This is a genomic window from Citrobacter sp. Cpo147 (assembly GCF_030332405.1).
Lineage (GTDB): Bacteria > Pseudomonadota > Gammaproteobacteria > Enterobacterales > Enterobacteriaceae > Citrobacter > Citrobacter portucalensis.
On record NZ_JAOWHX010000033.1, the window covers coordinates 598,855 to 625,379 of the forward strand.

The window sequence follows — 26,525 nt, forward strand, 5'->3', positions numbered from 1 at the left end:
ACGCGCAGTTTGATTCATTTAAATGGAATGATACAAATGACTATACCTCACGTTAAGGCTGTAGCTGCCGCAGTATGCGTCGCCTGCCTCCCATCACTCGGCCATGCCGCTGAACAAGACACCGTGGTCGTTACCGCTACCGGTTTCGAGCAGAAAATTCAGGATGCCCCGGCTTCAATATCTGTTATTACCAAGCAGCAGATTGAGGACAAAGCCTATCGAGATGTCACCGATGCGCTAAAAGATGTCCCTGGCGTCGTCGTCACTGGCGGGGGGAGCAGTAGCGATATCAGTATTCGCGGTATGGCTTCGCAATACACGCTCTTCCTGGTCAACGGTAAACGCATCAGCACCCGCGGTACACGTCCTAACAGCGACAACTCAGGTATTGAGCAAGGTTGGCTGCCGCCGCTGGAATCCATCGAGCGTATCGAGGTAATCCGCGGCCCGATGTCATCCCTCTACGGCTCCGATGCGATGGGCGGCGTCATTAACGTCATCACCAAAAAAGTGTCGAATACTAAAGCCTGGACTGGTTCTCTGCACGGCGATGCCACTTTCCAAGAAGACAGAGACTCCGGCGATATTTACCAGACCAACGCCTATGCGTCTGGACCACTGATTGACGGATTACTTGGCGCGAAGGTGACCGGATTATTCTCCCACCGCGCGGAAGATGAAATCGTAAATGGCTACAATGAACAGCGTATGCGTAGCGGGGGATTAACCCTGAACTTTACGCCAGATGATAAAAACGACATCGATTTCGATTACGCACGTGAATTGCAGGATCGCGACAGTACGCCGGGCAAATCCATGGCCGAGGAAAACTGCCGCAACGGAAGCTGTAAGCCCAACAGTAAAAGCGAAAACAAGTATGTGCACACCACGTACTCAATAACCCACAGCGGTTATTACGACGACTTCAACTCCACCAGCTATGTCCAGCAGGAAGAGACCGACAACCCCGGTCGCCAGATGAAATCCTACAACACGATTTTCAATAACCAGAACCAGGTATTCCTTGGGGCGCACACCCTGACGTTGGGCGGGCAATACCGTTATGAAAAACTGCGCGATAATGGCAACCAGCTGCAAGCGGCTGATGGACTGAACAAACTGACTCGCTGGAGCTGGGCGCTGTTTGCTGAAGATGAATGGGCCGTTACCGATACCTTCACGCTGACCGGCGGTCTGCGTATGGATAAGGATGAAAACTACGGTGACAACTGGACGCCGCGCGGCTATGGCGTATGGCATCTGAGCGATCAGTGGACCTTAAAAGGCGGCGTTTCCGCGGGCTATCGCGCACCGGATCTGCGCCAGTCATCTGCCAGTTGGGGACAGGTCACCGGCGGCGGTCGTCTGAACGGAATCATTGTCGGCAACCCGGACCTGAAACCGGAGAAAAGCCTCAGCGAAGAGATCGGTTTACTGTGGGATAACGGCAACGACCTCAACGCAGGCGTTACGTTGTTCAATACCGACTTTAAAAACAAAATCACCGAAGTTCGCCGTTGTAACAGCAGTTCCGATCCGGCCTGCACCATCGGCGGCACCCATTATGACTTCGTCAGCGATCGCGTTAACGTCGATAAAGCCAATATGCGCGGCGTAGAATCCACCTTCGGCTGGAAAATAACCTCTGACGTCAACTGGACCGCGAACTACACCTACACAGAATCTGAGCAGAAAAGCGGTCAGTTCTCAGGCCAACCGTTGAACAAAATGCCGAAGCATATGTTTAACACGACACTGGACTGGCAGGCTACGCAGGATCTCGGTTTCTGGAGCCGTCTGAATCTGCGCGGGAAAACGTCTGAATACCTGAGCCGTACCTCCATGGCACAGGGCACCCCGTCCTATACTCAGGTCGACGTTGGTTTACGTTACTATGCTACCAAGGATCTGTTGATGACCGCTGGCGTGTATAACGTGCTGGATAAACAAATCGATTACGATACCTACGACACCGTCCTTGATGGACGTCGTTACACGGTTGGCATGACTTACAGCTTCTAAGTTAGGCGCAATAAAAAACCCCGGCACTCATCATGCCGGGGTTTTTGTTATGCTTTTTTATACTGTTACTTCTTTACGCGGCCCGGGAATTTCATTTCGCTGTAGCGAACAAAACGGGTTCCTTTGGTCAGCTTATAGCCAAACCAGATAATCAGGAACAGCGGGATACCGATATAGGTAGCCATCACGCCGCCCCAGTCAATGCTGTCTTTCAGGAACGCTTCGTAGTTCTGACCCAGGGTGATAATCAGGCACAGCACAAAGGCGAAGATCGGACCCAGCGGGAAGAAGCCAGAACGGTACGGCAGATCCTTCACATCGTGCCCCTGCAGTACATAACCGCGACGGAAGCGATAGTGGCTAATAGCAATCCCCAGCCAGGCGATAAAGCCCGTCATCCCGGAAGTATTCAGCAGCCACAGGTACACGGTCTGGTTGCCAAACATTGAAGTCAGGAAGCACAGCCCCGCCACCACGGTGGTCGCATACAGCGCGTTACGCGGTACGCCGCCACGAGACAGTTTGCCGAAAATACGCGGCGCTTTACCGTCACATGCCAGGGTGTAAAGCATACGCGTGGAGGCGTACATCCCGGAGTTACCTGCGGACAGCACCGCCGTCAGGATAACTGCGTTCATCACCGCTGCCGCAGACAGCAGACCCGCATGCTGGAATACCAGCGTGAACGGGCTAACGCTGATGTCTTTTACATCGTTACGCAGCAGGCTTGGATCGGTATACGGAATGATCAGGCTGATAATCAAAATTGCGAACACATAGAACAGCAGGATTCGCCAGAATACCTGACGTACCGCACGTGGAATGTTCTTTTCAGGATCTTCAGATTCGCCAGCCGCGATACCGATAAGCTCTGTCCCCTGGAAGGAGAAGCCGACTATCATCGCCACGCCAATCATCGCAGCAAAACCACCGGCAAACGGTGCATCACCGGTCGTCCAGTTGCTCCAGCCCACCGGCTGAGCGCCTTTGAAGATACCGAAAATCATCATCACGCCAACCACGATGAAGATAATGACGGTGGTAACTTTGATCAGTGAGAACCAATATTCCGCTTCACCAAACCCGCGAACGGAAATGTAGTTCAGCAGGAAGATAACGCCGAGGAACAGCGCACTCCAGATCCAGCCCGGCGTGTCCGGGAACCACCAGCTCATCACCAGCTGTGCGGCCACCAGGTCAACGGCAATCGTTACCGCCCAGTTGTACCAGTAGTTCCAGCCCAGCGCGAAGCCAAAGCCTTCTTCTACGTAGTTCTGACCGTAGGTGGAAAACGAGCCGGAAACCGGCATATAGGCAGCCAGTTCACCGAGGCTGGTCATCAGGAAGTACACCATCAGACCGATCAGAATATAAGAGAACAACGCGCCACCTGGACCCGCTGCAGAAATAGTTGCACCAGATGCAACGAAAAGACCTGTACCGATGGAACCTCCAATGGCAATCATCGTCAGGTGACGCGCCTTCAGTTCACGACGTAGCGTGGGCGCTTCTGTGGTTTTAGTTTCGGAAACCATGTGAAAATGCTATCCATCCAAAAAATGAGGCGCGATTGTAGCAGACGAAATGGCATTCTTCCGGCACAAATACGCTGTTATAAGAGACCTTCATGACTGGCCGCGGATTATAAGTAAAGCAGAAAATATGCGGTGTAAGGCGGTTAAGTTATAACCGCCGTTCTACAGAGAGGTGACATTACGACAGTAAGCGCCCTATTCGCCCAGCTCGACCTGATCGCTGTAATGTAAAAAACGCGTAATGGCATTGGAGATGTGTTTTTGCCTGTGATGCACGCGCCAGAGAGTACGGACTAAACGCGGCAGCGGCACGGGAACTTCGCTCAGCGTTCCCGCCTGCAACTGCTCCGCAATAACCCGACGCGACAAGCAGCTGATCCCGAGACCATGACGCACCGCATGCTTAATGGCCTCGGAGTTACCCAACTCCATTGCCATCTGAAATCTCGGCAGATGAGACAGCAGCAGGTAATCCACCAGTTCGCGCGTACCCGATCCTCGTTCACGCAGGATCCACGGCGAAGCAGCCAGTTGTTCCAGCGTAACAGGCCCCTTTGTGAGCGGTGACGACGGTGCGGCAAACACCACCAGCTCGTCTTCCAGCCACGGTTCAGAAATAATTTCAGTACTGTGACAAGGCCCTTCGATCAGTCCGATATCTACCCTAAAATCCAGCACCGCATTAATCACATCCTGACTGTTACCCACGCTCAGCTCGAGCGGCAAATCAGGAAAATCCTGCCGATAGCGGGCGATCATAGCAGGCAAGATATAGTTACCAATGGTGCTACTGGCATAGACCCGAATGGCACCATTATCTTCGCGAAAAAGCTGTTCGATTTCGGTTGTTTGCTCAAGTAACGCCAACGCTCGTGGGTAGAGCAAACGCCCGTGCTCGTTGACCACCAGTCGTTTACCGACACGGTCAAACAGTTGCACGCCGAGTTGCCCTTCCAGATCGGTAAGTGCCGCACTCACCGCCGACTGCGACAATGCCAACATGACAGACGCCTGGGTCGTTGAACCGCTTTTTAGTACCTCAGCAAACACTTCAAGTTGTCGCAGGGTGATATGCATAGTCGTTTTCCACCGGATAACCGTCACTTACCACTTATAGAGATTAATTATAAATATATAATCAATTTTATTTTTAAACCACTTCGCCGTACTCTTTTACCCAGATAAAGGAGAAGGATATGACAGAACTCACCTTGCAGACTCATCGTCGTACAGCGTGGCATTTTATTCCGGGGCTTGCCCTGAGTGCAGTTATCACTGGGGTTGCCTTATGGGGTGGATCGATTCCCGCCGTCGCAGGTGCCGGGTTCAGCGCCCTCACCTTAGCAATCTTGTTGGGGATGGTCCTCGGCAACACCGTCTATCCGCACATCTGGAAAAGCTGTGACGGCGGCGTGCTGTTTGCTAAACAACATCTATTACGTCTGGGGATCATCCTCTACGGCTTCCGCCTCACCTTCGCGCAAATTGCTGACGTCGGCGTCAGCGGTATCGTGATTGATGTGTTAACGCTGAGCAGTACCTTTATGATTGCCTGTTTCCTGGGGCAAAAAGTGTTTGGTCTGGACCGCCACACCAGCTGGCTGATTGGCGCGGGGAGCAGCATTTGCGGTGCCGCCGCCGTGCTGGCAACCGAGCCGGTAGTGAAAGCGGAAGCCAGTAAGGTAACCGTCGCTGTCGCCACCGTGGTGATCTTCGGTACCATCGCTATCTTCCTGTATCCGGCAATGTATCCGCTGCTGGCACACTGGTTTAGCCCAGAAACCTACGGTATTTACATTGGTTCCACCATGCATGAAGTGGCGCAGGTAGTGGCTGCCGGGCACGCCATTAACCCGGATGCGGAAAACGCCGCGGTTATTGCCAAAATGCTGCGCGTCATGATGCTGGCACCGTTCCTCATCCTGCTGGCAGCTCGCGTTAAACAACTGTCTCCGGTTACGGGTGGTGAGAAAAGCAAAATCACTATTCCATGGTTTGCCATCCTGTTCATTGTGGTCGCGATTTTTAACTCGTTCCACCTGCTGCCGCAGTCGGTTGTGAACATGCTGGTAACGCTGGACACCATCTTGCTGGCAATGGCAATGGCTGCACTGGGGTTAACCACTCACGTTAGCGCACTGAAAAAAGCCGGTGCCAAACCGTTACTGATGGCCCTGCTGCTGTTTGTCTGGTTGATTGTCGGTGGTGCTGCGATTAACGTCGCTGTCCACGCCCTGATGGCATAAACGATCACGACTCACCTCCATTAACCCGCTATACTCTCCCTTTTTGTATTTGAGTATGGCGGGTTAAATTTATGAAATACATCGGAGCGCACGTAAGCGCCGCTGGCGGTCTGGCTAACGCCGCTATTCGAGCCGCAGAAATCGAAGCGACCGCATTCGCCCTGTTCACCAAGAATCAGCGCCAGTGGCGTGCCGCGCCGCTGACCACCGAAATCATTGATGATTTCAAATCTGCTTGTGAGAAGTACCACTACACCTCTGCACAAATCCTGCCTCACGACAGTTACCTGATTAACCTCGGTCACCCGGTCAGCGATGCGCTGGAAAAATCGCGTGATGCGTTTCTTGATGAAATGCAACGCTGTGAACTGCTTGGCTTATCCCTGCTGAACTTTCACCCTGGCAGCCATTTGATGCAGATCCCGGAAGATGAGTGTCTGGCGCGCATTGCCGAATCCATCAACATCGTCCTCGCTCAGACCCAGGGCGTTACGGCAGTTATCGAAAATACCGCCGGACAAGGTAGTAATCTGGGATTCAAGTTTGAGCACCTGGCCGCCATTATCGACGGCGTCGAAGATAAGTCCCGTGTTGGCGTTTGTATTGATACCTGCCACGCTTTCGCGGCGGGTTACGATTTGCGTTCCGCAGAAGAGTGCGAAAAAACGTTTGCGGAATTTGAACGTATTGTCGGTTTCAAGTATCTACGCGGTATGCACCTGAACGACGCCAAGAGCGCGTTTGGCAGTCGCGTTGACCGTCATCACAGCCTGGGTGAAGGCAATATTGGCCATGATGCCTTCCGTTGGATTATGCAGGATAATCGTTTTGACGGTATTCCAATGGTGCTGGAAACCATTAATCCGGATATCTGGGCCGAAGAGATCGCCTGGCTGAAAGCCCAGCAAACAGAAAAAGCAGTGGCGTAACGATCTCCGCGCGCCAGACAAGCTGGCGCGTATCAAGTGAGCGTAACCAGATCCTCTGGCATATGGTTGTACAAAATCCGCCAGAAATGCTCAGCCGTTTTATTCAAACGGGTATCCATTCGGTAAATATAGGCCTGAATTGGCACCATCAACTCCGGCGTGTCCAGACAAACCAGGCGCTTATCGCGCAATTCGTTCACGATCGTCCACGCTGGCAGCCAGGCGATACCATGACCATCTAATGCCATATTCTTCAATAGCTCACTCATCGAAGACATAAACAGCGTACGCGCCGAAATACTGCCCACCTCCGCCAGGTGACGGTTAACCAATCTTCCCATGTAGGAAGTGCTGGTATAGTTCAGAATCGGCACCTGCGGCTGATAGATATCAAACAACGCCTTACCCTGTGCATCCGCAGCACAGACGGGATACAGCTCAGACTCAAAAACCTTCAAGCCGCAGAAAGGTGACTGCATTAAGTCTTCATCGCGAAAGGAGATAATAAAATCACTTTTCCCCTCGCGCAGCGTATTCACTGCCTGGACTACGTCAATCGCTTCGACGTGGTAAACAAACTCCTCGCCCCATGCCGACATTGAATGTACTAATCTGGGCAACATCGTCAGCGACAAAGAATGTGCCGCCGCTATTTTGATATTGGGAACGCCAAGCAGGTTGTGACCACTTAGCTCATCTAAATTGCATTCCAGTTGTTGCAGCAGGCTACGGGTCTGCGAATGGAATAACTTACCCTCCTCCGTCAGCTGCAGTGGACTCGTCGTACGGTCAAACAGCAGCACCCCAACAGCGGATTCGAGCGCCTTGATCCGCCGGCTAAATGCCGGTTGGGATAGGTTGCGCTCCTCCGCGGCCTGGGAAAAATGACGACACGCTTCCAGCGTCAGAAAATCATATAACCATTTTGTCTCGATATTTTTCATGCCTGTCACGCGGATGTTTAAATATGTCGATTAGTCTTAAGCATCATGCCTGAATATTCCCGGAGATGATATTCAACATCAGTATCTGGTGATTCGTTTTTTGCATAATACCTTCGTTTTTGACATTAACATGTTTCTTTACTCATCGACCACGACCGCTCCCCCACCGCGTAACGTCGGGCCTCTGGCTGATTGCCGGCCAGCTGAGGTGGTAAAAGACATCACACTCATGCGTTTTTTGCATTGAACCAAACATTATTGCATTTCTCCTCACGACACTCTGCTGTTAAACATAAGCACCAGATAGACACCAGCTCTGAATATTAAATATCGGTAAATAGAGGTATATATCGTGAAAGGTTTAATTGGCGTACTTGGTGGTATGGGGCCTGCTGCAACCGTCGATCTTTTTAATAAATTCGTCACCTTTACCGCAGCGCAACGCGATCAGGAACATATTCCATTAATTATTTCATCCATCCCTGATATTCCAGACCGAACTGATGCGTTAATGCATCATGGTCATTCCCCACTTCCGGCAATGCGTGATTATATGCACAAACTGGAAGATGCTGGTGCGGAGTGTATTGTGATCCCCTGTAATACCGCCCATTTTTGGTTTAATGAATTAAAAGAGTGCTGTCATACAGAGTTACTCAGTATCGTTGAAACAACCATGAATGAGGTCAAAAACTGCGGAAAATCACGTATCGGTTTACTTGCTACTAACGCCACCCTTTACATGGGACTCTACCAAAAAGGCATAGAATCTCTTGGTTTAACCTGCATCAGTCCTGATTCATCCGATCAGGAAAAGGTCATGGAAAGTATTTATTGCTTAAAAGCCGGCGACCTTAAGCGGGCACAAACGCTGATGAATGAACAGGCTGAAGTGCTCTTCTCACGCGGCGCACAAATCATTGTACTGGGATGTACTGAAGTCCCCGTCATTCTTGCCGACGCAGTCAGAAAGTCTCCAGATAAATATATTGACTCAACCGGATCATTAGTTCGCGCCGGTATTAAATGGTACGAAAAACGAGTTGGCAAACATCATCTTCTGGCGCAATAACAGCCATTACCAGATTAATAAAGCATTAAACAACCACTTATTTTAATAACAAATTATTCTCTGGCGGAGGCCATTATGGTTTGGTTAGAAATTATCGTCGTGTTGGGTGCAATATTTTTTGGTATCCGCCTCGGCGGAATAGGTATCGGTTTATGCGGTGGTCTGGGGCTGGCTATTTTAACGTTGGGATTTGATCTGCAAATTGGCTCGCCACCCGTTGACGTTATCCTTATTATTATGACAGTTGTCGTGGCAGCATCGGCGCTACAGGCCGCAGGAGGTATGGATTATCTGGTTCGTGTTGCCGGTAATTTCATGCGGCGTAACCCTAAATATATCAATATTATTGCACCGATTATCACCTGGTCGATGACCATAATGGCCGGAACAGGGTTCATTGTATTTTCTACCCTGCCAGTGATTGCCGAAGTCGCCAAAGAGTCCGGTATCCGCCCTTCTCGTACGCTCGCCGGATCCGTAGTCGCCTCCCAGGTGGCGATATCCGGTTCGCCGATCAGTGCCGCAATGGCGGCGATGCTGACCATTATGGAGGGCAACGGTATCACCTTTATTCAGGTCATGGCGGTATGTCTACCAGCTTCGTTTGTCGCCGCGATGGTTGCCGCTTTTATCGCCTCACGTCAGGGATGCGAGCTTCAGGATGATGAAGTCTATCTGGAACGCCTGCAAAAAGGATTAGTGCGTAAATATGAAGGGCAAAACAGCACCACGCCGGGTGCCAAACTCTCGGTCGCCCTGTTTATGCTGGCAACGGTCGTCATCGTTATTCTTGCCGCCTGCCCGCAGCTACGCCCTGGATTCGATGCAGGCAACCCAATGAATACCCGGGATATCATCATTATCTGTATGTTGGCTGCCGCTTGCCTGATGGTGGTGTTATGCAAAACATCAACCGATGCTATTGTCCTGACATCCACGTTTAGATCAGGGATGAGTTCACTGGCGGTCATTCTCGGGATTGTTACACTGGGAACGACCTTCATTGATGCCCACTTAGCGGAGATTAAGGATATCGCAGGCGATATTCTACGGGCTTATCCCATGCTGTTGGCACTGGTGCTGTTTGGTACCTGTGCGCTTCTCTACTCGCAAGGCGCCACCACGCCGCTGATCATCCCTCTGGCCGTTGCGCTCGGCGTGCCTACATGGGCAATTCTGGCCTCCTATGTGGCGGTAACCGGGGTGTTTGTTCTACCAACATACCCGACTTCGCTGGCGGCAATGGAGTTCGACACCACAGGGACAACGCGCGTGGGCAAGTATGTCTTAAACCATCCGTTTATGCTGCCAGGACTGGGTGGGATCATTGCTGGCGTTGCCTTTGGTTTTATCATCGCGCCAATGATTACCTGACCCGTTTTATTAAGGCTGGATGGATTATTGTGGCGATGCTGCAACGGTATAGGTAAAAGCATAAAAAAGGGGCAGAGAATTCTCTGCCCCTGGTATTGACGTTAAATCAGGCCGCCTTTGCCACAACCTCAGCTTCCGGGCGCTTCAGCACCGCGTAGGAGAGACCGGCTACCAGCGTACCGGCAATAATTGCCAGCAGGTATCCCAACACCGGCGTGATTGCACCTGGGATTAACAGGACAAACAGCCCGCCGTGTGGCGCCATCAGCTTCGCACCCACCGCCATCGAGATAGCCCCGGTAATCGCACCACCAACGATACAGCAAGGCAGAACGCGCATTGGGTCACGGGCAGCGAACGGGATTGCCCCTTCGGTGATAAAGCACAGGCCCAGTACCAGGGCAGCTTTGCCGCCTTCCTGCTGCGCTTTGTCGAACTTACGACGCGCAACCAGCGTAGCCAGACCCAGAGCCAGCGGAGGTACCATACCCGCAGCCATGATGGCCGCCATCGGCGCATAAGTTTGTGTACTCAGCAGACCCACACCGAAAGCATACGCCGCCTTGTTAACCGGACCACCCATGTCGGTACACATCATGCCGCCAAGAATCGCGCCAAGCAGCACCGCATTGGCCGTACCCATGGTTTGCAGCCAGTGAGTCAAACCTTCCAGAATACCCGCCACCGGTTTGCCGATCAGGTAAATCATGGCCAGGCCAACCACCAGGCTTGAGAACAGCGGAATGATCAGGATCGGTTTCAGCGCTTCCATACTCTGCGGGAGTTTCAGCTTCGTGCTGATAAGCTTCGCCACATAACCGGCAAGGAAACCAGCAATAATCCCGCCAATAAAGCCGGAACCGGTGCTTACCGCCAGCATACCGCCGATAAGACCCGGCGTCAGACCCGGACGGTCAGCGATGGAAAACGCGATATAACCTGCCAGTACCGGCACCATCAGCGCGAAGGCTGAACCACCGCCAATCTGCATCAGCGCCGCCGCCAGCGTACCCTGTTCTTTAAACGCTTCGATACCAAAAGCGAACGAGAGTGCAATACACAGGCCACCAGCAACTACCATCGGCAGCATATAAGAGACGCCCGTCAGCAGGTGACGATACGCCCCCGCGCTCTCTTTCTTACTTTCGGTTGCTGAAGTCTGCGCTTTACCGGTTGGCTGGTACGGTGTTGCTTCTTCCAGCGCTTTGTCCAGCTCCTGCTTGGTTTTCTTCAACGCAAGACCGGTAGAGGTGCGATACATCGGTTTGCCGGCAAACTTCGCCAGATCAACTTCAATGTCAGCTGCCACAATCACCAGATCAGCCTGAGCCACTTCTTCCGGCGTAATGGCGTTACCTGCGCCAACAGAACCTCGGGTTTCAACCTTCACCCACCAGCCACGTTTTTTCGCTTCAGTTTCAATCGCTTCAGCGGCCATAAACGTATGAGCAACACCGGTCGGACACGCCGTCACCGCCACCACGCGTTTTGGACCACTGCTGGCCACAGGTGCTGTTGTAACCGGGGCGCTGTAGGGTTTTGCATGGCCTTTAGCTTCGCTAAGGAAGAGTTCAGAATGCGCAACCGCACGACCAATGTCGCCCAGCCAGACTTTTTTGCCGTTCAGCGAACTGTCGGCAGGAAGCGTATCGCCCAGAACAATTGCCAGTTCGGCATCATTCGGATTATCAATAATTTCCAGATGTGCTTTCTGTGCCGCCGCTCCAAGCAGGGTTTTCGCCATGTAAGCGCGAGCCTGGCCGAGATTAGCGTCAATAATCAGCAGCGTTTTCATTATGCCTCTCCTGCTGTCAGTTAAACGGTTTTAAGTCGACACGCGCCATCATTGCGGCCAACTGAGGACGATCGGTAATGCCTACATTACTTTGGCTTACCGCCAGGGCGGCAACAGCCGTCGCCAGACGCAGGGTATGTTCGCTGGACTCACGCATCAGCAGGCCGTAAATCAGACCGCCAACCATTGAATCACCCGCGCCGACGGTGCTGACCACCTCAACTGACGGCGGTTTAGCAATCCACTCGCCTGAGGCGTTAACCCACAGCGCACCTTCCGCGCCGAGTGAAATCACCACATGAGCGATCCCCTGCTCACGCAGCGCATGCGCCGCTTCAATCACATCTTTCATTTCCGGCAGCTTACGACCGGCCCAGATTTCCAGTTCGCGACGGTTTGGCTTCACCAGCCATGGCGCCGCTTTCAGACCTGCTACCAACGCTTCACGACTACTATCAAAGATAATGCAAGGACACTGACTACGCAGGCGCGTCATCCAGTCGGTGAAGGCTTCCGGGCTCACGCCGGTTGGCAAACTGCCGCTGACGCACACCATGTCGAACTGGCCCAGCCAGCTCAGCGAATCATTTACAAAGCGTTCCCAGTCAGCCGGGGTGACTTCAAAGCCGGAGAAGTTGAAGTCAGATACTTCACCGTCTTTTTCGGTCAGCTTGACGTTAATACGGGTACGGCCCTGCACGACCTGAAAACGGTTGGCAATGCCCAGCTCGCTGAACAACTGCTGAAAACCATCCTGGTTGTCTTTACCCAGGAAGCCACCCACAGTGACATCGATACCTAAATCCTTCAAAACCTTAGCGACGTTGATCCCTTTCCCTGCCGCATGCAGACCGGTGGTTTTAACCAGGTTCACTTCACCGCGTTCAATTTCCGGGCAGAAACCCACCAGGTCGTAGGCCGGGTTAAGGGTGATAGTAGCAACACGTCTGCTCATTACGCGCCCTCCCCAAGACCTGCTGCGATGGCTTCGCCAATCGCCTTCAGCGCCTGTTCAGCATCTTCGCCCTGTGCAGTAAAGCGCAGGTGATGTCCTTTCTTCACGCCTAACGCCACAACTTTCATCAGACTGCGTCCATTCGCCGGCTTGCCGGTTCCATCAAGATTTGTCACGGTAATTTCACTGTTAAATTGTTTAATCGTATTCACCAGCATGGTGCCCGGGCGGGCATGTAAACCATGCTCATTGCGCACAATAAATTCGGCGCTCAGTACATCATCAGTTAAGGCGTCATCGCTGGTCAGCAGCGCCAGCACCGTTGCCGCATCAGCTTTCAACAAACGGTCAGCTTTATTATTCAGCAGCAGATCGCCAAGGCGCTTCAGCACAGCAACCGGTTGATCGTCATTCATGGCGACGGTCACCAACAGGGCGGCAACTTCACCTTGTACATCGAACGCTGTTGCTGCACGGCTGACCGCAACGGCGCTACGCACGTTACCTTCAGCACAGTCATTCAGCCAGATCCCCTGACCGAGATTCATCGGTTGCTCATTGATTGCTCTGGCCACAAAGGTGGCGTCAACCGCACCGACTTCTTTCAGCCGTGCCGCGTTGAGTGCCTGCAGCGTCACCAGCGAGTTGGCCACGACATCCAGCGACAGCGTTTCGTTATCAAGCTTCAGCTGTTCACTTTGCTTTTCACCCATCAGCAGCGCACGCAGTTCTTCCGCCGTGGTCGCAGATTTCAGCTGTTCAGCGACGGAGTCATCGCTCAGCACGTGTGTCAGCTGACGCAGTAAACCGAGGTGTTCATCAGAACTTGCGGCGATGCCGATTGCCACATAAGCAACCTGCCCTTCTCCCCAGGTCACGCCTTGCGGAAACTGAAATACCTGCACACCGGTTTTCAGTACCTGATCGCGCGTGTCCGTCGTACCGTGAGGAATCGCAATACCGTTGCCGAGGAACGTGGACGTCTGTTGTTCGCGCGCCAGCATGCCATCGACGTAGCCTTCCGCGACGTTACCCGCCTGCACTAAGGCAGCGGCAACCTGGCGAATAGCCTCTTCTTTATTCCCGGCCTGTTCGCCCGGGTGAATATCCTGAACAGATAACTGGAACATGATTCTCCTCTCCCGCTGAATTGAAACGATTCAGCCAACATGAGAAAAAAGGCGTCACCCGACTCCATCAGTTAAGGCAAGATGACGCTGAAACGTTTCAAGAAGTCTTGCTCTTTTTTCTTCAGCACACAAGTAAAGTTGACAAATTACTTGCTGAATTTAGAGATAACGCACATTTTCTCTGCGAAGAAGAAAAAAATGCTGACGCAAAAACGCCGTCAGCTTGTCAGATTCAGCAACGTCAGCAAACAGCATTCTTTGACTGAAATGCTATTTTGATTTTTGATGCCGATTTTGATTTGGCTCCCTGTTTATTTTCTGACAAGCGGCGTAAACTCCGCGTCTCTTCACATCATTGATATCAAAACATGCATAACACCCCCGTAGCCGCCACACCCAAGGCGTTTGATTTAACGTCTTCGGCGTTCCTGCTTGTCGCATTTCTGACGGGTATCGCCGGTGCGTTGCAGACGCCAACGCTCAGCCTTTTTCTGACGGATGAAGTCCACGCCCGTCCCGGCATGGTCGGGTTCTTTTTTACCGGTAGCGCTGTGATCGGTATTCTGGTAAGTCAGTTTCTGGCCGGACGTTCAGATAGAAAAGGCGATCGCAAGAACCTGATTGTGTTTTGCTGCGTGCTGGGGATGCTGGCCTGCGTGCTGTTTGCCTGGAATCGTAATTATTTTATCTTGCTGTTTGTCGGGGTATTCCTCAGCAGCTTTGGATCGACCGCCAACCCGCAAATGTTTGCTCTCGCCCGTGAACACGCCGACCGCACAGGTCGGGAAGCCGTCATGTTCAGCTCAATATTACGTGCGCAGGTTTCGCTAGCCTGGGTAATTGGCCCGCCGCTGGCCTACGCGCTGGCCATGGGATTCAGCTTTACAGTGATGTATCTCAGCGCGGCGGTGGCGTTTGTTGTCTGCGGCGTAATGGTCTGGCTGTTTTTACCCTCAATGAGTAAAAACGTGCCTCTCGCGACAGGCGCAGTTGAGGCCCCGCGCCGCAATCGACGCGACACGTTGCTGCTGTTTGTTATCTGCACATTAATGTGGGGAACCAATAGTCTCTATATCATTAATATGCCGCTGTTTATCATCAACGAACTGCATCTGCCGGAAAAACTGGCTGGCATCATGATGGGCACCGCAGCCGGTCTGGAAATCCCGACCATGTTGATTGCTGGCTATTTTGCAAAGCGTCTGGGTAAACGTCTGTTGATGAGAATTGCCGTCGTTGCCGGATTCTTCTTTTATGCCGGTATGCTACTGGCTCACTCTCCGGCGATATTGCTTGGCTTACAGCTGCTGAACGCGATTTACATCGGTATTCTCGGCGGGATTGGTATGCTCTATTTCCAGGACCTGATGCCGGGACAGGCGGGTTCAGCCACCACCCTCTATACGAATACCATTCGCGTGGGCTGGATTATTGCCGGATCGCTGGCGGGAATTGCCGCTGAAATTTGGAACTATCACGCGGTGTTCTGGTTTGCACTGGTGATGATCGTCGCCACCGTCGCGTGCCTGGCGCGCATCAAGGACGTTTAAGGCGCGGTTAGCGCTTCAAGCTCGATGAGATAAACCATGGCCTGGTGCGTCGTCCGCCCGCACATTTCCGCACTGGGCTGTAAACCGGCGCACACCTTTGGTCGTAGCGGCGACGCAAAAATTTTGCAACGCAGGGATTCATCCAACTGAACGCAGGGCGTATTAGCGGGCTTGCCATCAGGCATACCGGGGATGGGACTGGAGATTGAAGGCGCGGTGCAGCATGCACCACAATCCGGACGGCATTCCATACAGTACTCTCTTTATCGTAAACCATCGGATTGTGCGGGAAGGGCACAGTACCACCTTTTTTGCACCAGCAAAAGCATGAATTCCGCTTGCCTGAATGCCCCGGCGCGAGTAGTTTTACGCGATATTTTAGACACTCCTCACTACAGGATTTTTTCGATGCCAAGAGCGAACGAAATTAAAAAAGGTATGGTACTGAACTACAACGGCAAACTGCTGATTGTAAAAGATATCGATATTCAATCACCGTCCGCACGTGGTGCTGCCACGCTGTACAAAATGCGTTTTTCTGATGTGCGTACCGGTCTGAAAGTTGAAGAGCGCTTCAAAGGCGACGATATCGTGGATACCGTCACTCTGAGCCGTCGTGGCGTTGATTTCTCCTACGTCGATGGCAACGAATACATCTTTATGGATAAAGAAGACTATACCCCGTATACCTTCACCAAAGACCAGATTGAAGAAGAGCTGCTGTTCATGCCGGAAGGCGGTATGCCGGACATGCAGGTACTGACCTGGGACGGCCAACTGCTGGCGCTTGAACTGCCGCAGACTGTAGACCTGGAAATCGTTGAAACCTCACCGGGTATTAAAGGCGCTTCAGCGAGCGCGCGCAACAAGCCAGCAACCCTGAGCACCGGTCTGGTGATCCAGGTTCCTGAGTACCTAAGTGCGGGTGAAAAAATCCGTATTCATATCGAAGAACGTCGCTATATGGGCCGTGCAGATTAATTTTCTGCTGCGCAGTGACGGCAAGGGACAGCGCAGGCTGTCCCTTTTTTCATTTTCAGCACTGGTTGCTGAGATAAAAATCATCCATCAGCAATGACTCCAGATACTGTTCATCCTCTTGCATAAAACGCACTATCAGATTAACCGCCTGAGGATAAAACCCCTCGTTATCCCGCACCAGACAAGCGTCGCGAAATAACGGTGCCCAGCACAGAATATGATGATGCAAAAAGTAGTATTGCGCCGATAGCCTCTCCTCTTTAGCAACCATCCTCGCCATTAATGCCAACTGCACGGCAATATGATCGGAGGGCTCATTCTCTCTCGCTGCCAGACCTTGCTCAATCAGCAACACATTCATTTGCCGACGTTCTTCTGCCGCTGTCGTGTGTGGATAGTGCCCTGCATAGGGAGAAACACTAGCCGGCGGGGCCAGCAGAAACAGCGAGGCAAAATCTGCTGCCAGCTCCAGCTGTCGGGAGTCGCGCCGCAAAACCCGGCCCAGGCTACGCTCAAAACGTTTAACCTCGGCAGACACTCCAGGAACCGCCGCCAGTGAGGCAATCCAAGCCTGGCTATCGCCGTTTTCCAGACTGGCGAGATGTTTTTCATCCAGCTCCCGAAATAACAGTTGCGAAAACCACTGGTACACAGCTGCCCGCTGCTGATGAATTTGCTTATGCTGCACTGGTCCCCTCCTCTTTCACAATCTGCGGACCACCGAAAGCCGTCACTTGCGGGGCTTTCTGCTGATAACGCTCGACCTCCACCAGCACGGTATGCGCTGAAGGCCCCTGGGCCAATTGTGAAGTACCTATATCCGCGCTCAGCACGTTCGGGTCGCCATAGGTGCATAATGTCCCGGCTTTCCCCCCTTCCTGCGGGGAATACCACGCGCCTTCATGAATACGAATCACGCCAGGGGAAAAATCCGGACTGACAACCACGCCAGCCAGTACCTGACCACGAGCGTTATAAACGCGGGCGATATCACCGGCTTTTAAGCCACGAGCGGTGGCATCCTGTTCACTGATATAAAGCGGCTCTCTTCCGGCAACCGCATAGGTGTTGCGAAACGCCTCGCTAGAGCACAGTTGGGAATGCAGACGTTTATCCGGATGGCAGGATTGCAGATGCAGCGGGTATTTATCTTTTTTGCCGCTATGGGTACGCTCAAAGGGTTCCATCCACACGGGATGCCCTGGACAATCCTCATAGGCAAAGCCCGCGATGGTTTTGCTGTAGATTTCAATCAGACCTGACGGCGTTCCCAGCGGATTCAGGTCTGGCTGGTCGCGAAACTCACCGTGCCGTACCCACGGCTGACCCGGCGGATATTCAATATATCCGTCACCCTGCCAGAACGTTGTGAAATCCGGTAATGAGACACCGAGCGACGCTCCCATCTTCACGCCTTCATCATAAAGCACCTGTATCCACTGCATTTCATCACGGTTTTCACGGTACACCGCTTCCTTGTCAAAGCGCTTACACAGCCCGGCAAACACATCAAAATCATGTCGCGCTTCATATTGCGGTTTGACGATCTGATGCAACGCCATCAACCCTTTATTCGAATGCGTACCGAACTGCTCAATATCGTTACGTTCAAAGCGGGTGGTAACGGGCAGGACGATATCGGCGAATCGGCACGACGCGGTCCATTGATGATCCAACACCACCACGGTTTCCAGCTTCTTCCACGCGTCGATCATGCGATTCCTGTCCTGCTGCGCATGAAATGGATTTGCCGCACTGTAGATCGCCATTTTGATGTCAGGCCATGTTAACGTCTCGCCGTTAAAGGCAACTTTTTTGCCCGGCTCAAGCAGGCAGTCAACGATACGTGAAGTGGGGATATGCTCCGATGCGCCGCGAAAATCCGCGTTGTACTTTGCCTGCGGGGGATTCGTGATCCCTCCCAGTCCAGAGAGCACAGGCCCGGCGGATGTTACCGTACCTCCACCGTTGTAGTGCCAGCCAAATCCTACCCCGCCGCCGGGCAAACCAATTTGACCGACCATGCTGGCCAGCACCACCAGCATCCACGGATACTGCTCACCATGGTGCATGCGTTGTACGCACCAACCGCCCATAAACTATGTCCTGCCTTTCACCAACAGGCGGGCGAAGTCTCGAATCTGCTCTGCCGTCAGGCCGCAGATTTCTGCCGCCCATTCGGCATTTTTCGGCTGTTTATCGGCTTCGCCCAGCAGATACGGCAAAAACTGCTCAAAGCCGACGGTGTAATCGGTAATAAACGCCGTGTCGTACAATTTTTCTTCGTACAAGGTATGCGCCAGCGCCAGCATTAACGCCACATCGGTTTGTGGCCGCAACGCCAACTGCTCGCAGCCAAGAAAGTTTTGCGACTTGCTACGCACCGGATCGACACTGATAACGCGCATCTTACCCTGCGCTACCGCCTCTTTAATCTGCTGCCAGTAGCCAAACGCATCGTGATCGGGAACCAAAAACTCGATCTGCAGGTTCTTGATCGGATCGCAGCCCCACAGCACGATGGTATTGCTGTTTTCAATCACCAGCGGAAGCGACGTCTGCTGCTCATAAACTTCCAGCGAACCAATCACATGCGGTAAAATGACTTGTGCCGCTGCCGCAGAATAGTCGCCGACGGTTGTCACATAGCTACCATGCAGGCCAAGTCCCCGGTCCATCGCCCCGCCCGCTTTATGGTATTTGCCCACCATCTGCCAATCGGCAAGCCCGGTAAATACGCCTGATGAGCCATAGGTTTTTTGCACCCGCTCCAGCTCTTCGTAAAACAAATCCAGCGCCTGATCCCAACTAACCCGCACAAAACGGTTATCTCCGCGCTGGCTGCGATCCGACTTCTCACGCTTACGCAACCAGTCCAGACGCACCATTGGGTAGCGCACCCGCGACGGGTTGTAAACCACTTCACGCACCGCGTTCAGCATATCGCAGGGGTATTTGTCATGTTTGAACGGACGGGTTTCGGTCCACTCACCGTTGACCACTTTGGCTTCAAAAGCGCCATAGTGCGAACCAGATTGGATCCACTGTTCGGGATTTTCCCCCGCCGCCCACACTTTTGATATCAGCGGATTAGGCGCCAGTGCGCTGGCAGCCCCCACCGCCAGCATTCCGTTGAGAAAACGGCGGCGGGACGGATTAAAGTCATGAATATCCATACATTATCCTTACTTTTTGTTGGTTTCAGACACATCGCTGGCGTGGGTCTGGAGGTATTTCAACAACGTACGTTCCTCCACCGGATTAAGCCGGTAATAGGTCGACATGGCTTTCAGTCCGGCGATCCAGCCGTTAGCGGTATATCGGGTTGTAGGAGGAGTGCTATGACAGGCGCTACAGGTGGATTGCAGCATTTGATCTGAGTACTCCCAGATTGGCGCGAGCGTGTTGATAAAGTCCTGATCGGTGGTCCAGGCGGTGACGCTCACCTGCTGCCATTCCTGATGTGAGTCAGGATCGACCTGAGTTTGTAGCACTTTTACGTTCACCATCAGGGGCTCATCGAGAACGGCGGAGAAAACGCGTTTCCCCATATACTGGGTGATCACCCGTCCGCGTCCTTTGCTTTCACGCCAGCCCATGATTTCGAGCTGCACGTTACGGCCTTCTTTTTTCAGCACCTTGACCTCGGTGGCGGGAAATAACAGCGCCTTCCCGACCGGACTCCCTGCCGTTGCCGCCAGTGATTTTTCGCTTAATGAGAACAGCGTGGTCGCATCCGTTGGCGTATCTCCCTGACGCTGTAGTTGCTTATAGCGATCGCGAAAACCGCTGCTCATATCGGGTTTGTGATGGGCTATTCCTTTGTGACAATCGATACAGTTACTGTCTTTTGCTGCCGCTGCGGTCATTTGCGCCGCTGCATTTGCCGATTGCTTGCCATGATCCATTGCCTCATAGCTATGGCAGGATTTACACGCCGCTGAATTATTCGCGCTCATGCGCGCCCACTCCCGCTGGGCCAGCTCCGGGCGTTTGGCAGCAAACTTTTCAGGAGTATCGATAGAAGGAGAAATAAAGGTGTGATAGAGGTCGTTTAAGGCTTCAGTTTTACGAATAAGCGTTGGAATAACGCCCGGTGGAATATGACAATCCTTACACTCAGCCCGCACGCCAGATGCGTTGCGAAAATGCACGCTGGTTTTATATTCCTCTCCAGCCGTGCGCATCGAGTGACACGATAAACAAAATTCGGTGGTACTGGTGTAATGAACGCCTTGCCACGTTCCCCAAATAGCCAGGGCCATTGCCACCGCCCCAGCCAATACGCACCACAATGCGTTCTTTCTTATCCACGACATGCTTGCCTCCATTTTTTTAATAGCGACACGCTAAGGGATAATAAAAACCAAAAATAGAGACAGCGATAGCAAGTTATAGGAACAGCCACTACTCCATGAGGTGTATCAAATAGTAAAAACGAGAAATTCGTAATATAGTGGCCATATATTAATAAGGAATTCCTCATGCTTACATTAACGCTCAATAGAGAACTCCGCACTCCGCTGCAATTGCAAATTTTTCAATTTTATTTCCAGGCTATTCAGCGGGGAGATTTGCTTTGTGGCGATAAGCTTCCCTCTATTCGCGAGCAGGCTCAGGTATTGAACGTAGCCAAAATAACGGTAGTGATGGCCTATGATAAGCTTATGGCTGCAGGGTTAATCAAGAGCCGACACGGCATTGGCTATGAAGTGATATTCACAACGCCTGTACGTATAACACCAACGCTTGTGCCCGTTACCCAGGGTTCTCCGCCCACAAAACCTAAAGCTGCCGGGGTCTCTACCGATGTTTACGCCGAGCCTGGACGAGAGTGCTACTGCCGGATGGGCGTCCCCGATCCCAACGCTTTTCCCTGGTCAAGCTGGCGGAAATGGAATAATGCTCCAAGCATACTTAAAGAACAATTATTTACCCGATATCATTCACCAAATGGATTATTTTCATTGCGTGAGCAATTAGTCAGATACCTTAATTTATCCCGCGGAATTAATACCCGAGCAGAGAACATCATCATTACCAACGGGATTCAGGAGGGATTATCACTGCTCAGCCAAATATTTATTATTCATCATGCTGTCAGTCAGCAAAAAAAGTGCCATATTGTGACCGAATCCCCTTGTTATTCTGGCGCATGGCATCTTTTTAATTATTACGGTGCAGACATTACGTCAATCGCCGTAGATAACCACGGGCTGCAAACAGATAATTTACCCGAGTATGAAACCCAGCTTTGTTATGTTACTCCAGCGCATCAGTATCCGATGGGAAGTGTACTTTCGCTGGAGCGCCGTCAGTCATTATTAACGTGGGCGCAACGCGTCGGCGCTTACATCATTGAAGACGATTACGATGCCGTTTTTACCTATGGGGAAAATCCCCTTCCCGCGCTGAAAGCCATGGATTATCACAACCGGGTTATCTACATGGGGACATTTTCTAAAACGCTGGGGCCAGGCGCACGGCTTGGCTATCTTATTTGCCCTGATGAACTGCTTCCGGCGGTACAGAATATGAAAGCGCTCAATAACAACGGCAGTCAGTGGTTGTTGCAGCAATTTTTAGCCGAACTGATGCAAAATCAGGTGTTTTATACGCATCTCAGCAAGCTGGCCTGCAGCTATGCGACGCGCCTCGCCCTGTTACGCGATGGCCTTTCCACTCTGTTTCCCGAAGGGAAAATCGCTGGCGCAACGGCAGGTCTGCACCTCTCGTTACGCATTGCCAGACATACCGAATTCATCGCCAGGCTCCAACAAAGCTGCCTGTTGGCCGGGATCCGTTTCGACACTCTGCCGGATATAGAAAATGGATCAGAAGCCACATGGCGCAAAGAGAACAGCGATGCTGTTATGTTTTTTGGATTTGGTGGATTGCAGATACAGCAGATCAATAAAGTGCTGACAGTGCTGGAGCAGGCGCTTGCGCAGCCTTGATGAATAACAGGGATCGCGCCTGTCGCGCAATCCCTGCGGTTAGACTTACAGCAGGTCGCGGAACTGCGTTTGTTTCAGCGCCAGCTCAACGCCGCGGACTTCTGCCAGGCCTTTCAGGCGACCAATCGCAGAGTAGCCCGGATTAGTTTTCTTGTGCAGATCGTCAAGCATCTGGTGTCCATGATCCGGGCGCATCGGGATAGGACGCAGGTCGCCCGCCTTTTTACGCCGCTGCTCTTCGCTCAAAATGGCAGCCACCACCGATACCATATCCACATCGCCCTGCAGGTGCGCACCTTCATGGAAGGTTTTCGGGTTATCTTCACGACAGGTTGAGCGCAGGTGTGTGAAGTGGATTCGATCGCCAAAGGTTTCGATCATTTTCACCAGATCGTTATCAGCGCGCACGCCGTAAGAACCGGTGCACATGGTAAAACCGTTATTAATGCTATCGACCGTTTCTTTCAGCCACTGCATATCTTCGATAGTCGAAACGATACGTGGCAGGCCGAGGATCGGGCGCGGCGGATCGTCAGGATGCACGGCCAGACGCACGCCGACTTCTTCTGCCACTGGCACAATCGCCCGCAGGAATACCGCCATATTATCGCGCAGATCGTCCTTGCTGATGCCGTCATATTCAGCGAGACGCGCACGGAACTGATCCAGCGTATAGCCCTCTTCTGCACCTGGCAGCCCAGCAATGATATTGCGGGTCAGCTTTTCAATTTCTGCATCACTCATGGCATTGAAGTAGTCCAGCGCCTGGCGTTGTTCTTCGGCGGTATAATCCGCTTCAGCTCCCGGGCGTTGCAGAATGTGAAGTTCGAAGGCCGCAAAAGCAATCTGGTCAAAACGCAGCGCTTTGGAACCATCCGGCAGCTGATATTCGAGGTCGGTACGCGTCCAGTCGAGGATCGGCATGAAGTTATAGCACACCGTATCGATACCACAGGTCGCCAGATTACGGATACTCTGCTGATAGTTGGCAATCCACGTTTGAAATTGACCTGAACGCGTTTTGATATCTTCGTGGACAGGGATACTTTCCACCACCGACCAGGTCAGCCCTTTTTCAGCCAGAATGGCCTGACGCTGTTGAATTTCTTCTACCGGCCACACTTCACCGTTAGGAATATGGTGCAAGGCGGTCACAACACCCGTTGCGCCAGCCTGACGCACATCATCAAGCGATACCGGATCGTTAGGTCCGTACCAACGCCAGGTTTGTTCCATTGTTTCACCTCACAAGTTGTTATACCAAATTAAATCATCTTAATGACGACTACCATACAGGCATCCGTCAACTGATCAACACATTGCCGATGATTGGTTGATCAAGCTCACATTCCCCGGATAAATGAGGCACACCAATTCAATTTGTTGTCATATAACTTTATACTGCCATTGTTAATTTATGGTTAATCAGGTGTATTAAATGAAAACTATTGCCTCAGCGCCACTGGCGGAAAATGTCATGATTCCGCAATACGACCGCCAGCAATTAAAAACGCGGATTGTGCATTTTGGTTTCGGTGCTTTTCACCGCGCCCATCAGGCGTTACTAACCGACAGGGTGCTGAATGCGCAGGGTGGAGACTGGGGTATTTGTGAGATCAGTCTGTTCAGCGGCGATCGACTGATGAGCCAACTGCGCGAACAGGATCATTTATTTACCGTGCTGGAAAAAGGGGCCAACGGCAACCAGCCAATTGTTATCGGCGCCGTCAACGAATGTCTCAACGCCAGGCTGGATTCGCTGGCGGCCATTATCGAAAAATTCTGCGAACCTCAGGTGGCTATTGTCTCGCTAACCATCACAGAAAAAGGCTACTGCATCGATCCGGCGACAGGCTCGTTAGACCTCAGTAATCCACGTATTGCTCACGATCTGCAAACACCGACTGAACCGCACTCTGCCCCCGGAATTATTGTTGAAGCCCTACACCGCCGACGTGAACGCGGGCTACAGCCGTTTACCGTCCTCTCTTGCGATAACATCCCGGACAATGGTCATGTGGTAAAAAACGCCGTCCTTGGAATGGCGGAGAAACGTTCACCATTACTGGCAACCTGGATTCAGGAACATGTCAGTTTCCCAGGCACCATGGTCGACCGCATTGTCCCTGCCGCCACTGAAGAGTCACTGGCCGAAATTGCCCGCGAGCTGGGGGTTGCCGATCCTTGCGCAATCAGCTGCGAACCGTTTATCCAGTGGGTGATTGAAGATAATTTTGTGTGCGGCCGCCCACAATGGGAAACGGCGGGCGTCCAGATGGTCGAAAATGTGTTGCCGTGGGAACAAATGAAACTGCGGATGCTGAACGGCAGTCATTCGTTTCTTGCTTATCTCGGCTATCTGGCCGGGTTCCAGCACATCAGCGACTGTATGCAGGACAGCGCTTTTCGTGAAGCCGCTTACCGCCTGATGCTCAACGAACAGGCACCCACGCTGCAAATTACCGATGTGGATTTAGACCAGTATGCCCTAAGCCTGTTGGAGCGTTTTGCCAACCCAGCGTTGAAACATAAAACCTGGCAAATCGCGATGGACGGTAGCCAGAAATTACCCCAGCGCATGTTGGAAGGGATCCGCGTACATTTAGCCCGCCAAAGTGAGTGGCCACTGCTGGCGCTCGGCGTCGCAGGCTGGATGCGTTATGTGGGCGGCGTGGATGATTCAGGCACCGCTATTGATGTTCGTGACCCGTTGAGTGAGAAAATTGCCGCTCTGGTTAAACAGAGCACAGAGTCAGAACGCGTCAACGCCCTGCTTTCGCTACGCGAGATTTTCGCCACCGATCTCGTACAGAATCTGCAGTTTGTCGCGGCCATTCAGCAGGCCTGGCAACGCATTGCCCAATACGGTGCGCATCAGGCTGTCATTGAGACGTTAAAAAGTTAACGATTTCTGCCATTAAGCAGGACGAAGCGCCTCTTCGTCCTCTCCCCCCTTCTCTTTTTCCCCGTTTTTCGCCAGGATTGTTAAATGCCATTACGGTAATTTATGATTCTGGAGTAAATGTGACTAAAACCAATCTCATCACCGGTTTTCTCGGCAGTGGCAAAACCACCTCTATTCTTCATTTATTGGCAAACAAAGATCCTGCTGAGAAGTGGGCCGTGCTGGTTAATGAGTTTGGCGAAGTTGGCATTGATGGCGCGTTGCTGGCCGACAGCGGTGCGCTGCTAAAAGAGATCCCCGGCGGCTGTATGTGCTGTGTTAACGGCCTGCCAATGCAGGTTGGCCTCAATACGCTGCTGCGTCAGGGAAAACCCGACCGTCTGCTGATTGAACCCACTGGCCTCGGGCATCCCAAACAGATTCTGGATTTACTCACTGCACCGGTTTATGAGCCGTGGATCGATCTGCGCGCAACCCTCTGTATCCTTGATCCTCGCCTGTTACTGGATGAGAAAAGCGTCGCCAATGACAATTTCCGCGATCAGCTGGCCGCCGCTGATATCATTGTTGCCAACAAAACCGACCGTGCCACGACGGAAAGCGAAAACGCCCTGCAAAGCTGGTGGCAACACTACGGCGGTAATCGCCAGTTAGTTCATGCCGACCATGGGCAAATTGACGGACAGCTACTGGATTTGCCCCGACTAAACCTGGCGGAGCTTCCTGCAAGCGCGGAGCACGCCCATAGCCATGCCAACAAAAAGGGGCTGGCAGCGTTGAGCTTACCCGCACAGCAGCGCTGGCGTCGTAACCTGAACAGCGGTCAGGGCCATCAGGCCTGCGGTTGGATTTTTGACGCCGATACAGTGTTCGATACCATCGGTCTGCTGGAATGGTCGCGTCTTGCTCCTGTTGGACGCGTGAAGGGGGTAATGCGTATTAAAGAAGGACTGGTACGCATTAACCGCCAGGGAGACGACTGGCATATAGAGACGCAAAACGTCGCACCACCCGATAGCCGTATTGAACTCATCGCCGATACCGAGACCGACTGGAATGCGTTACAGAGCGCGTTGTTGAGACTTCGTTTAGACGCTAGCGCGTAAGGTTGCCTTCGTTTTTAGCAATGG

At 52.4% G+C, this 26,525-nt stretch carries 20 protein-coding genes and 1 pseudogene; 10 read left to right on the top strand and 11 right to left on the bottom strand.

Going from position 1 to position 26,525, the window contains the following annotated elements; translation table 11 throughout:
- Positions 1–36 precede the first annotated feature (36 nt).
- On the top strand, positions 37–2,022 hold the full coding sequence (locus OGY06_RS15020) for a ligand-gated channel protein (protein WP_003834514.1): 1,986 nt from the start codon (positions 37–39) through the stop codon (positions 2,020–2,022).
- 65 nt (positions 2,023–2,087) lie between these two features.
- Here the strand turns inward: OGY06_RS15020 and lysP are convergent, their stop codons facing one another.
- Together lysP and yieE are read right to left on the bottom strand one after the other, a co-directional pair.
- Positions 2,088–3,557 (bottom strand): lysine-specific permease, encoded by a 1,470-nt coding sequence (lysP, locus tag OGY06_RS15025; protein WP_003834517.1) that lies wholly within the window; start codon positions 3,555–3,557, stop codon positions 2,088–2,090.
- Between the two features lie 195 nt (positions 3,558–3,752).
- Complete coding sequence (gene yieE, locus OGY06_RS15030; RefSeq protein ID WP_003834519.1) at positions 3,753–4,634, bottom strand: DNA-binding transcriptional regulator YeiE; 882 nt, start codon at positions 4,632–4,634, stop codon at positions 3,753–3,755.
- Positions 4,635–4,753: 119 nt separating this feature from the next.
- On the opposite strand from yieE, the gene OGY06_RS15035 reads away from it, so the two are divergent.
- A complete protein-coding gene (locus tag OGY06_RS15035) occupies positions 4,754–5,803 on the top strand; it encodes a YeiH family protein (protein ID WP_003834521.1) in 1,050 nt (349 codons plus the stop codon).
- 71 nt (positions 5,804–5,874) lie between these two features.
- Positions 5,875–6,732, top strand: coding sequence for a deoxyribonuclease IV (nfo, locus tag OGY06_RS15040; RefSeq protein ID WP_003834523.1), 858 nt, complete (start codon positions 5,875–5,877; stop codon positions 6,730–6,732).
- A 32-nt stretch (positions 6,733–6,764) separates the two neighbouring features.
- Here nfo and hypT read toward each other — a convergent pair whose 3' ends face one another.
- Positions 6,765–7,676, bottom strand: a complete 912-nt coding sequence (gene hypT, locus OGY06_RS15045) for a hypochlorite stress DNA-binding transcriptional regulator HypT (RefSeq protein WP_020996669.1) — start codon at positions 7,674–7,676, stop codon at positions 6,765–6,767.
- A 352-nt stretch (positions 7,677–8,028) separates the two neighbouring features.
- Here hypT and cuyB point away from each other — a divergent pair, with 352 nt between their 5' ends.
- Positions 8,029–8,748, top strand: coding sequence for a cysteate racemase (cuyB, locus tag OGY06_RS15050; RefSeq protein ID WP_003834537.1), 720 nt, complete (start codon positions 8,029–8,031; stop codon positions 8,746–8,748).
- 75 nt (positions 8,749–8,823) lie between these two features.
- Positions 8,824–10,122 (top strand): anaerobic C4-dicarboxylate transporter, encoded by a 1,299-nt coding sequence (locus tag OGY06_RS15055; RefSeq protein ID WP_063940523.1) that lies wholly within the window; start codon positions 8,824–8,826, stop codon positions 10,120–10,122.
- A 106-nt stretch (positions 10,123–10,228) separates the two neighbouring features.
- Here OGY06_RS15055 and fruA read toward each other — a convergent pair whose 3' ends face one another.
- The 3 genes from fruA to fruB are packed head-to-tail and all read right to left on the bottom strand — an operon-like array spanning position 10,229 to position 14,002.
- Positions 10,229–11,917, bottom strand: coding sequence for a PTS fructose transporter subunit IIBC (gene fruA, locus OGY06_RS15060; RefSeq protein WP_286605611.1), 1,689 nt, complete (start codon positions 11,915–11,917; stop codon positions 10,229–10,231).
- A 16-nt stretch (positions 11,918–11,933) separates the two neighbouring features.
- The gene (gene fruK, locus OGY06_RS15065; RefSeq protein WP_003834544.1) at positions 11,934–12,872 is read right to left on the bottom strand and encodes a 1-phosphofructokinase; all 939 of its coding nucleotides are present in this window, start codon (positions 12,870–12,872) and stop codon (positions 11,934–11,936) included.
- Complete coding sequence (fruB, locus tag OGY06_RS15070) at positions 12,872–14,002, bottom strand: fused PTS fructose transporter subunit IIA/HPr protein (protein ID WP_125112606.1); 1,131 nt, start codon at positions 14,000–14,002, stop codon at positions 12,872–12,874. Before fruB ends, fruK begins: the two co-directional genes overlap by 1 nt.
- Positions 14,003–14,370: 368 nt before the next feature.
- On the opposite strand from fruB, the gene setB reads away from it, so the two are divergent.
- Entirely contained in the window at positions 14,371–15,552 is a 1,182-nt protein-coding gene (gene setB, locus OGY06_RS15075) for a sugar efflux transporter SetB (protein ID WP_003834548.1), read from the top strand.
- On the opposite strand, the gene OGY06_RS15080 is transcribed toward setB, so the two are convergent.
- A complete protein-coding gene (locus OGY06_RS15080; protein ID WP_081364641.1) occupies positions 15,549–15,803 on the bottom strand; it encodes a YkgJ family cysteine cluster protein in 255 nt (84 codons plus the stop codon). The two genes, setB and OGY06_RS15080, sit on opposite strands and share 4 nt — an antisense overlap.
- 157 nt (positions 15,804–15,960) lie before the next feature.
- Between OGY06_RS15080 and yeiP the strand changes: the two genes are divergently transcribed.
- Positions 15,961–16,533, top strand: a complete 573-nt coding sequence (yeiP, locus tag OGY06_RS15085) for an elongation factor P-like protein YeiP (protein WP_003027452.1) — start codon at positions 15,961–15,963, stop codon at positions 16,531–16,533.
- Positions 16,534–16,588: 55 nt separating this feature from the next.
- On the opposite strand, the gene torD is transcribed toward yeiP, so the two are convergent.
- The 3 genes and pseudogenes from torD to torC all read right to left on the bottom strand — a co-directional run bounded on the left by torD (position 16,589) and on the right by torC (position 20,852).
- A complete protein-coding gene (gene torD / locus OGY06_RS15090; protein ID WP_286605613.1) occupies positions 16,589–17,221 on the bottom strand; it encodes a molecular chaperone TorD in 633 nt (210 codons plus the stop codon).
- Positions 17,211–19,709: pseudogene (torA, locus tag OGY06_RS15095) on the bottom strand (trimethylamine-N-oxide reductase TorA). Before torA ends, torD begins: the two are co-directional and overlap by 11 nt.
- A 9-nt stretch (positions 19,710–19,718) precedes the next feature.
- Positions 19,719–20,852, bottom strand: a complete 1,134-nt coding sequence (gene torC / locus OGY06_RS15100) for a pentaheme c-type cytochrome TorC (RefSeq protein WP_206159686.1) — start codon at positions 20,850–20,852, stop codon at positions 19,719–19,721.
- Positions 20,853–21,017: 165 nt separating this feature from the next.
- Here torC and pdxR point away from each other — a divergent pair, with 165 nt between their 5' ends.
- The gene (pdxR, locus tag OGY06_RS15105; protein ID WP_003834556.1) at positions 21,018–22,490 is read left to right on the top strand and encodes a MocR-like pyridoxine biosynthesis transcription factor PdxR; all 1,473 of its coding nucleotides are present in this window, start codon (positions 21,018–21,020) and stop codon (positions 22,488–22,490) included.
- Positions 22,491–22,535: 45 nt separating this feature from the next.
- On the opposite strand, the gene uxuA is transcribed toward pdxR, so the two are convergent.
- Positions 22,536–23,726 carry a mannonate dehydratase gene (gene uxuA, locus OGY06_RS15110; RefSeq protein WP_063940532.1) on the bottom strand — a complete coding sequence of 397 codons (1,191 nt, stop codon included), beginning with the start codon at positions 23,724–23,726 and terminating at the stop codon, positions 22,536–22,538.
- A gap of 202 nt (positions 23,727–23,928) precedes the next feature.
- Here uxuA and OGY06_RS15115 point away from each other — a divergent pair, with 202 nt between their 5' ends.
- Positions 23,929–25,395 carry a mannitol dehydrogenase family protein gene (locus OGY06_RS15115; protein WP_286605615.1) on the top strand — a complete coding sequence of 489 codons (1,467 nt, stop codon included), beginning with the start codon at positions 23,929–23,931 and terminating at the stop codon, positions 25,393–25,395.
- A 119-nt stretch (positions 25,396–25,514) separates the two neighbouring features.
- Positions 25,515–26,501 carry a CobW family GTP-binding protein gene (locus OGY06_RS15120; protein WP_063940534.1) on the top strand — a complete coding sequence of 329 codons (987 nt, stop codon included), beginning with the start codon at positions 25,515–25,517 and terminating at the stop codon, positions 26,499–26,501.
- Positions 26,502–26,525: the final 24 nt, after the last annotated feature.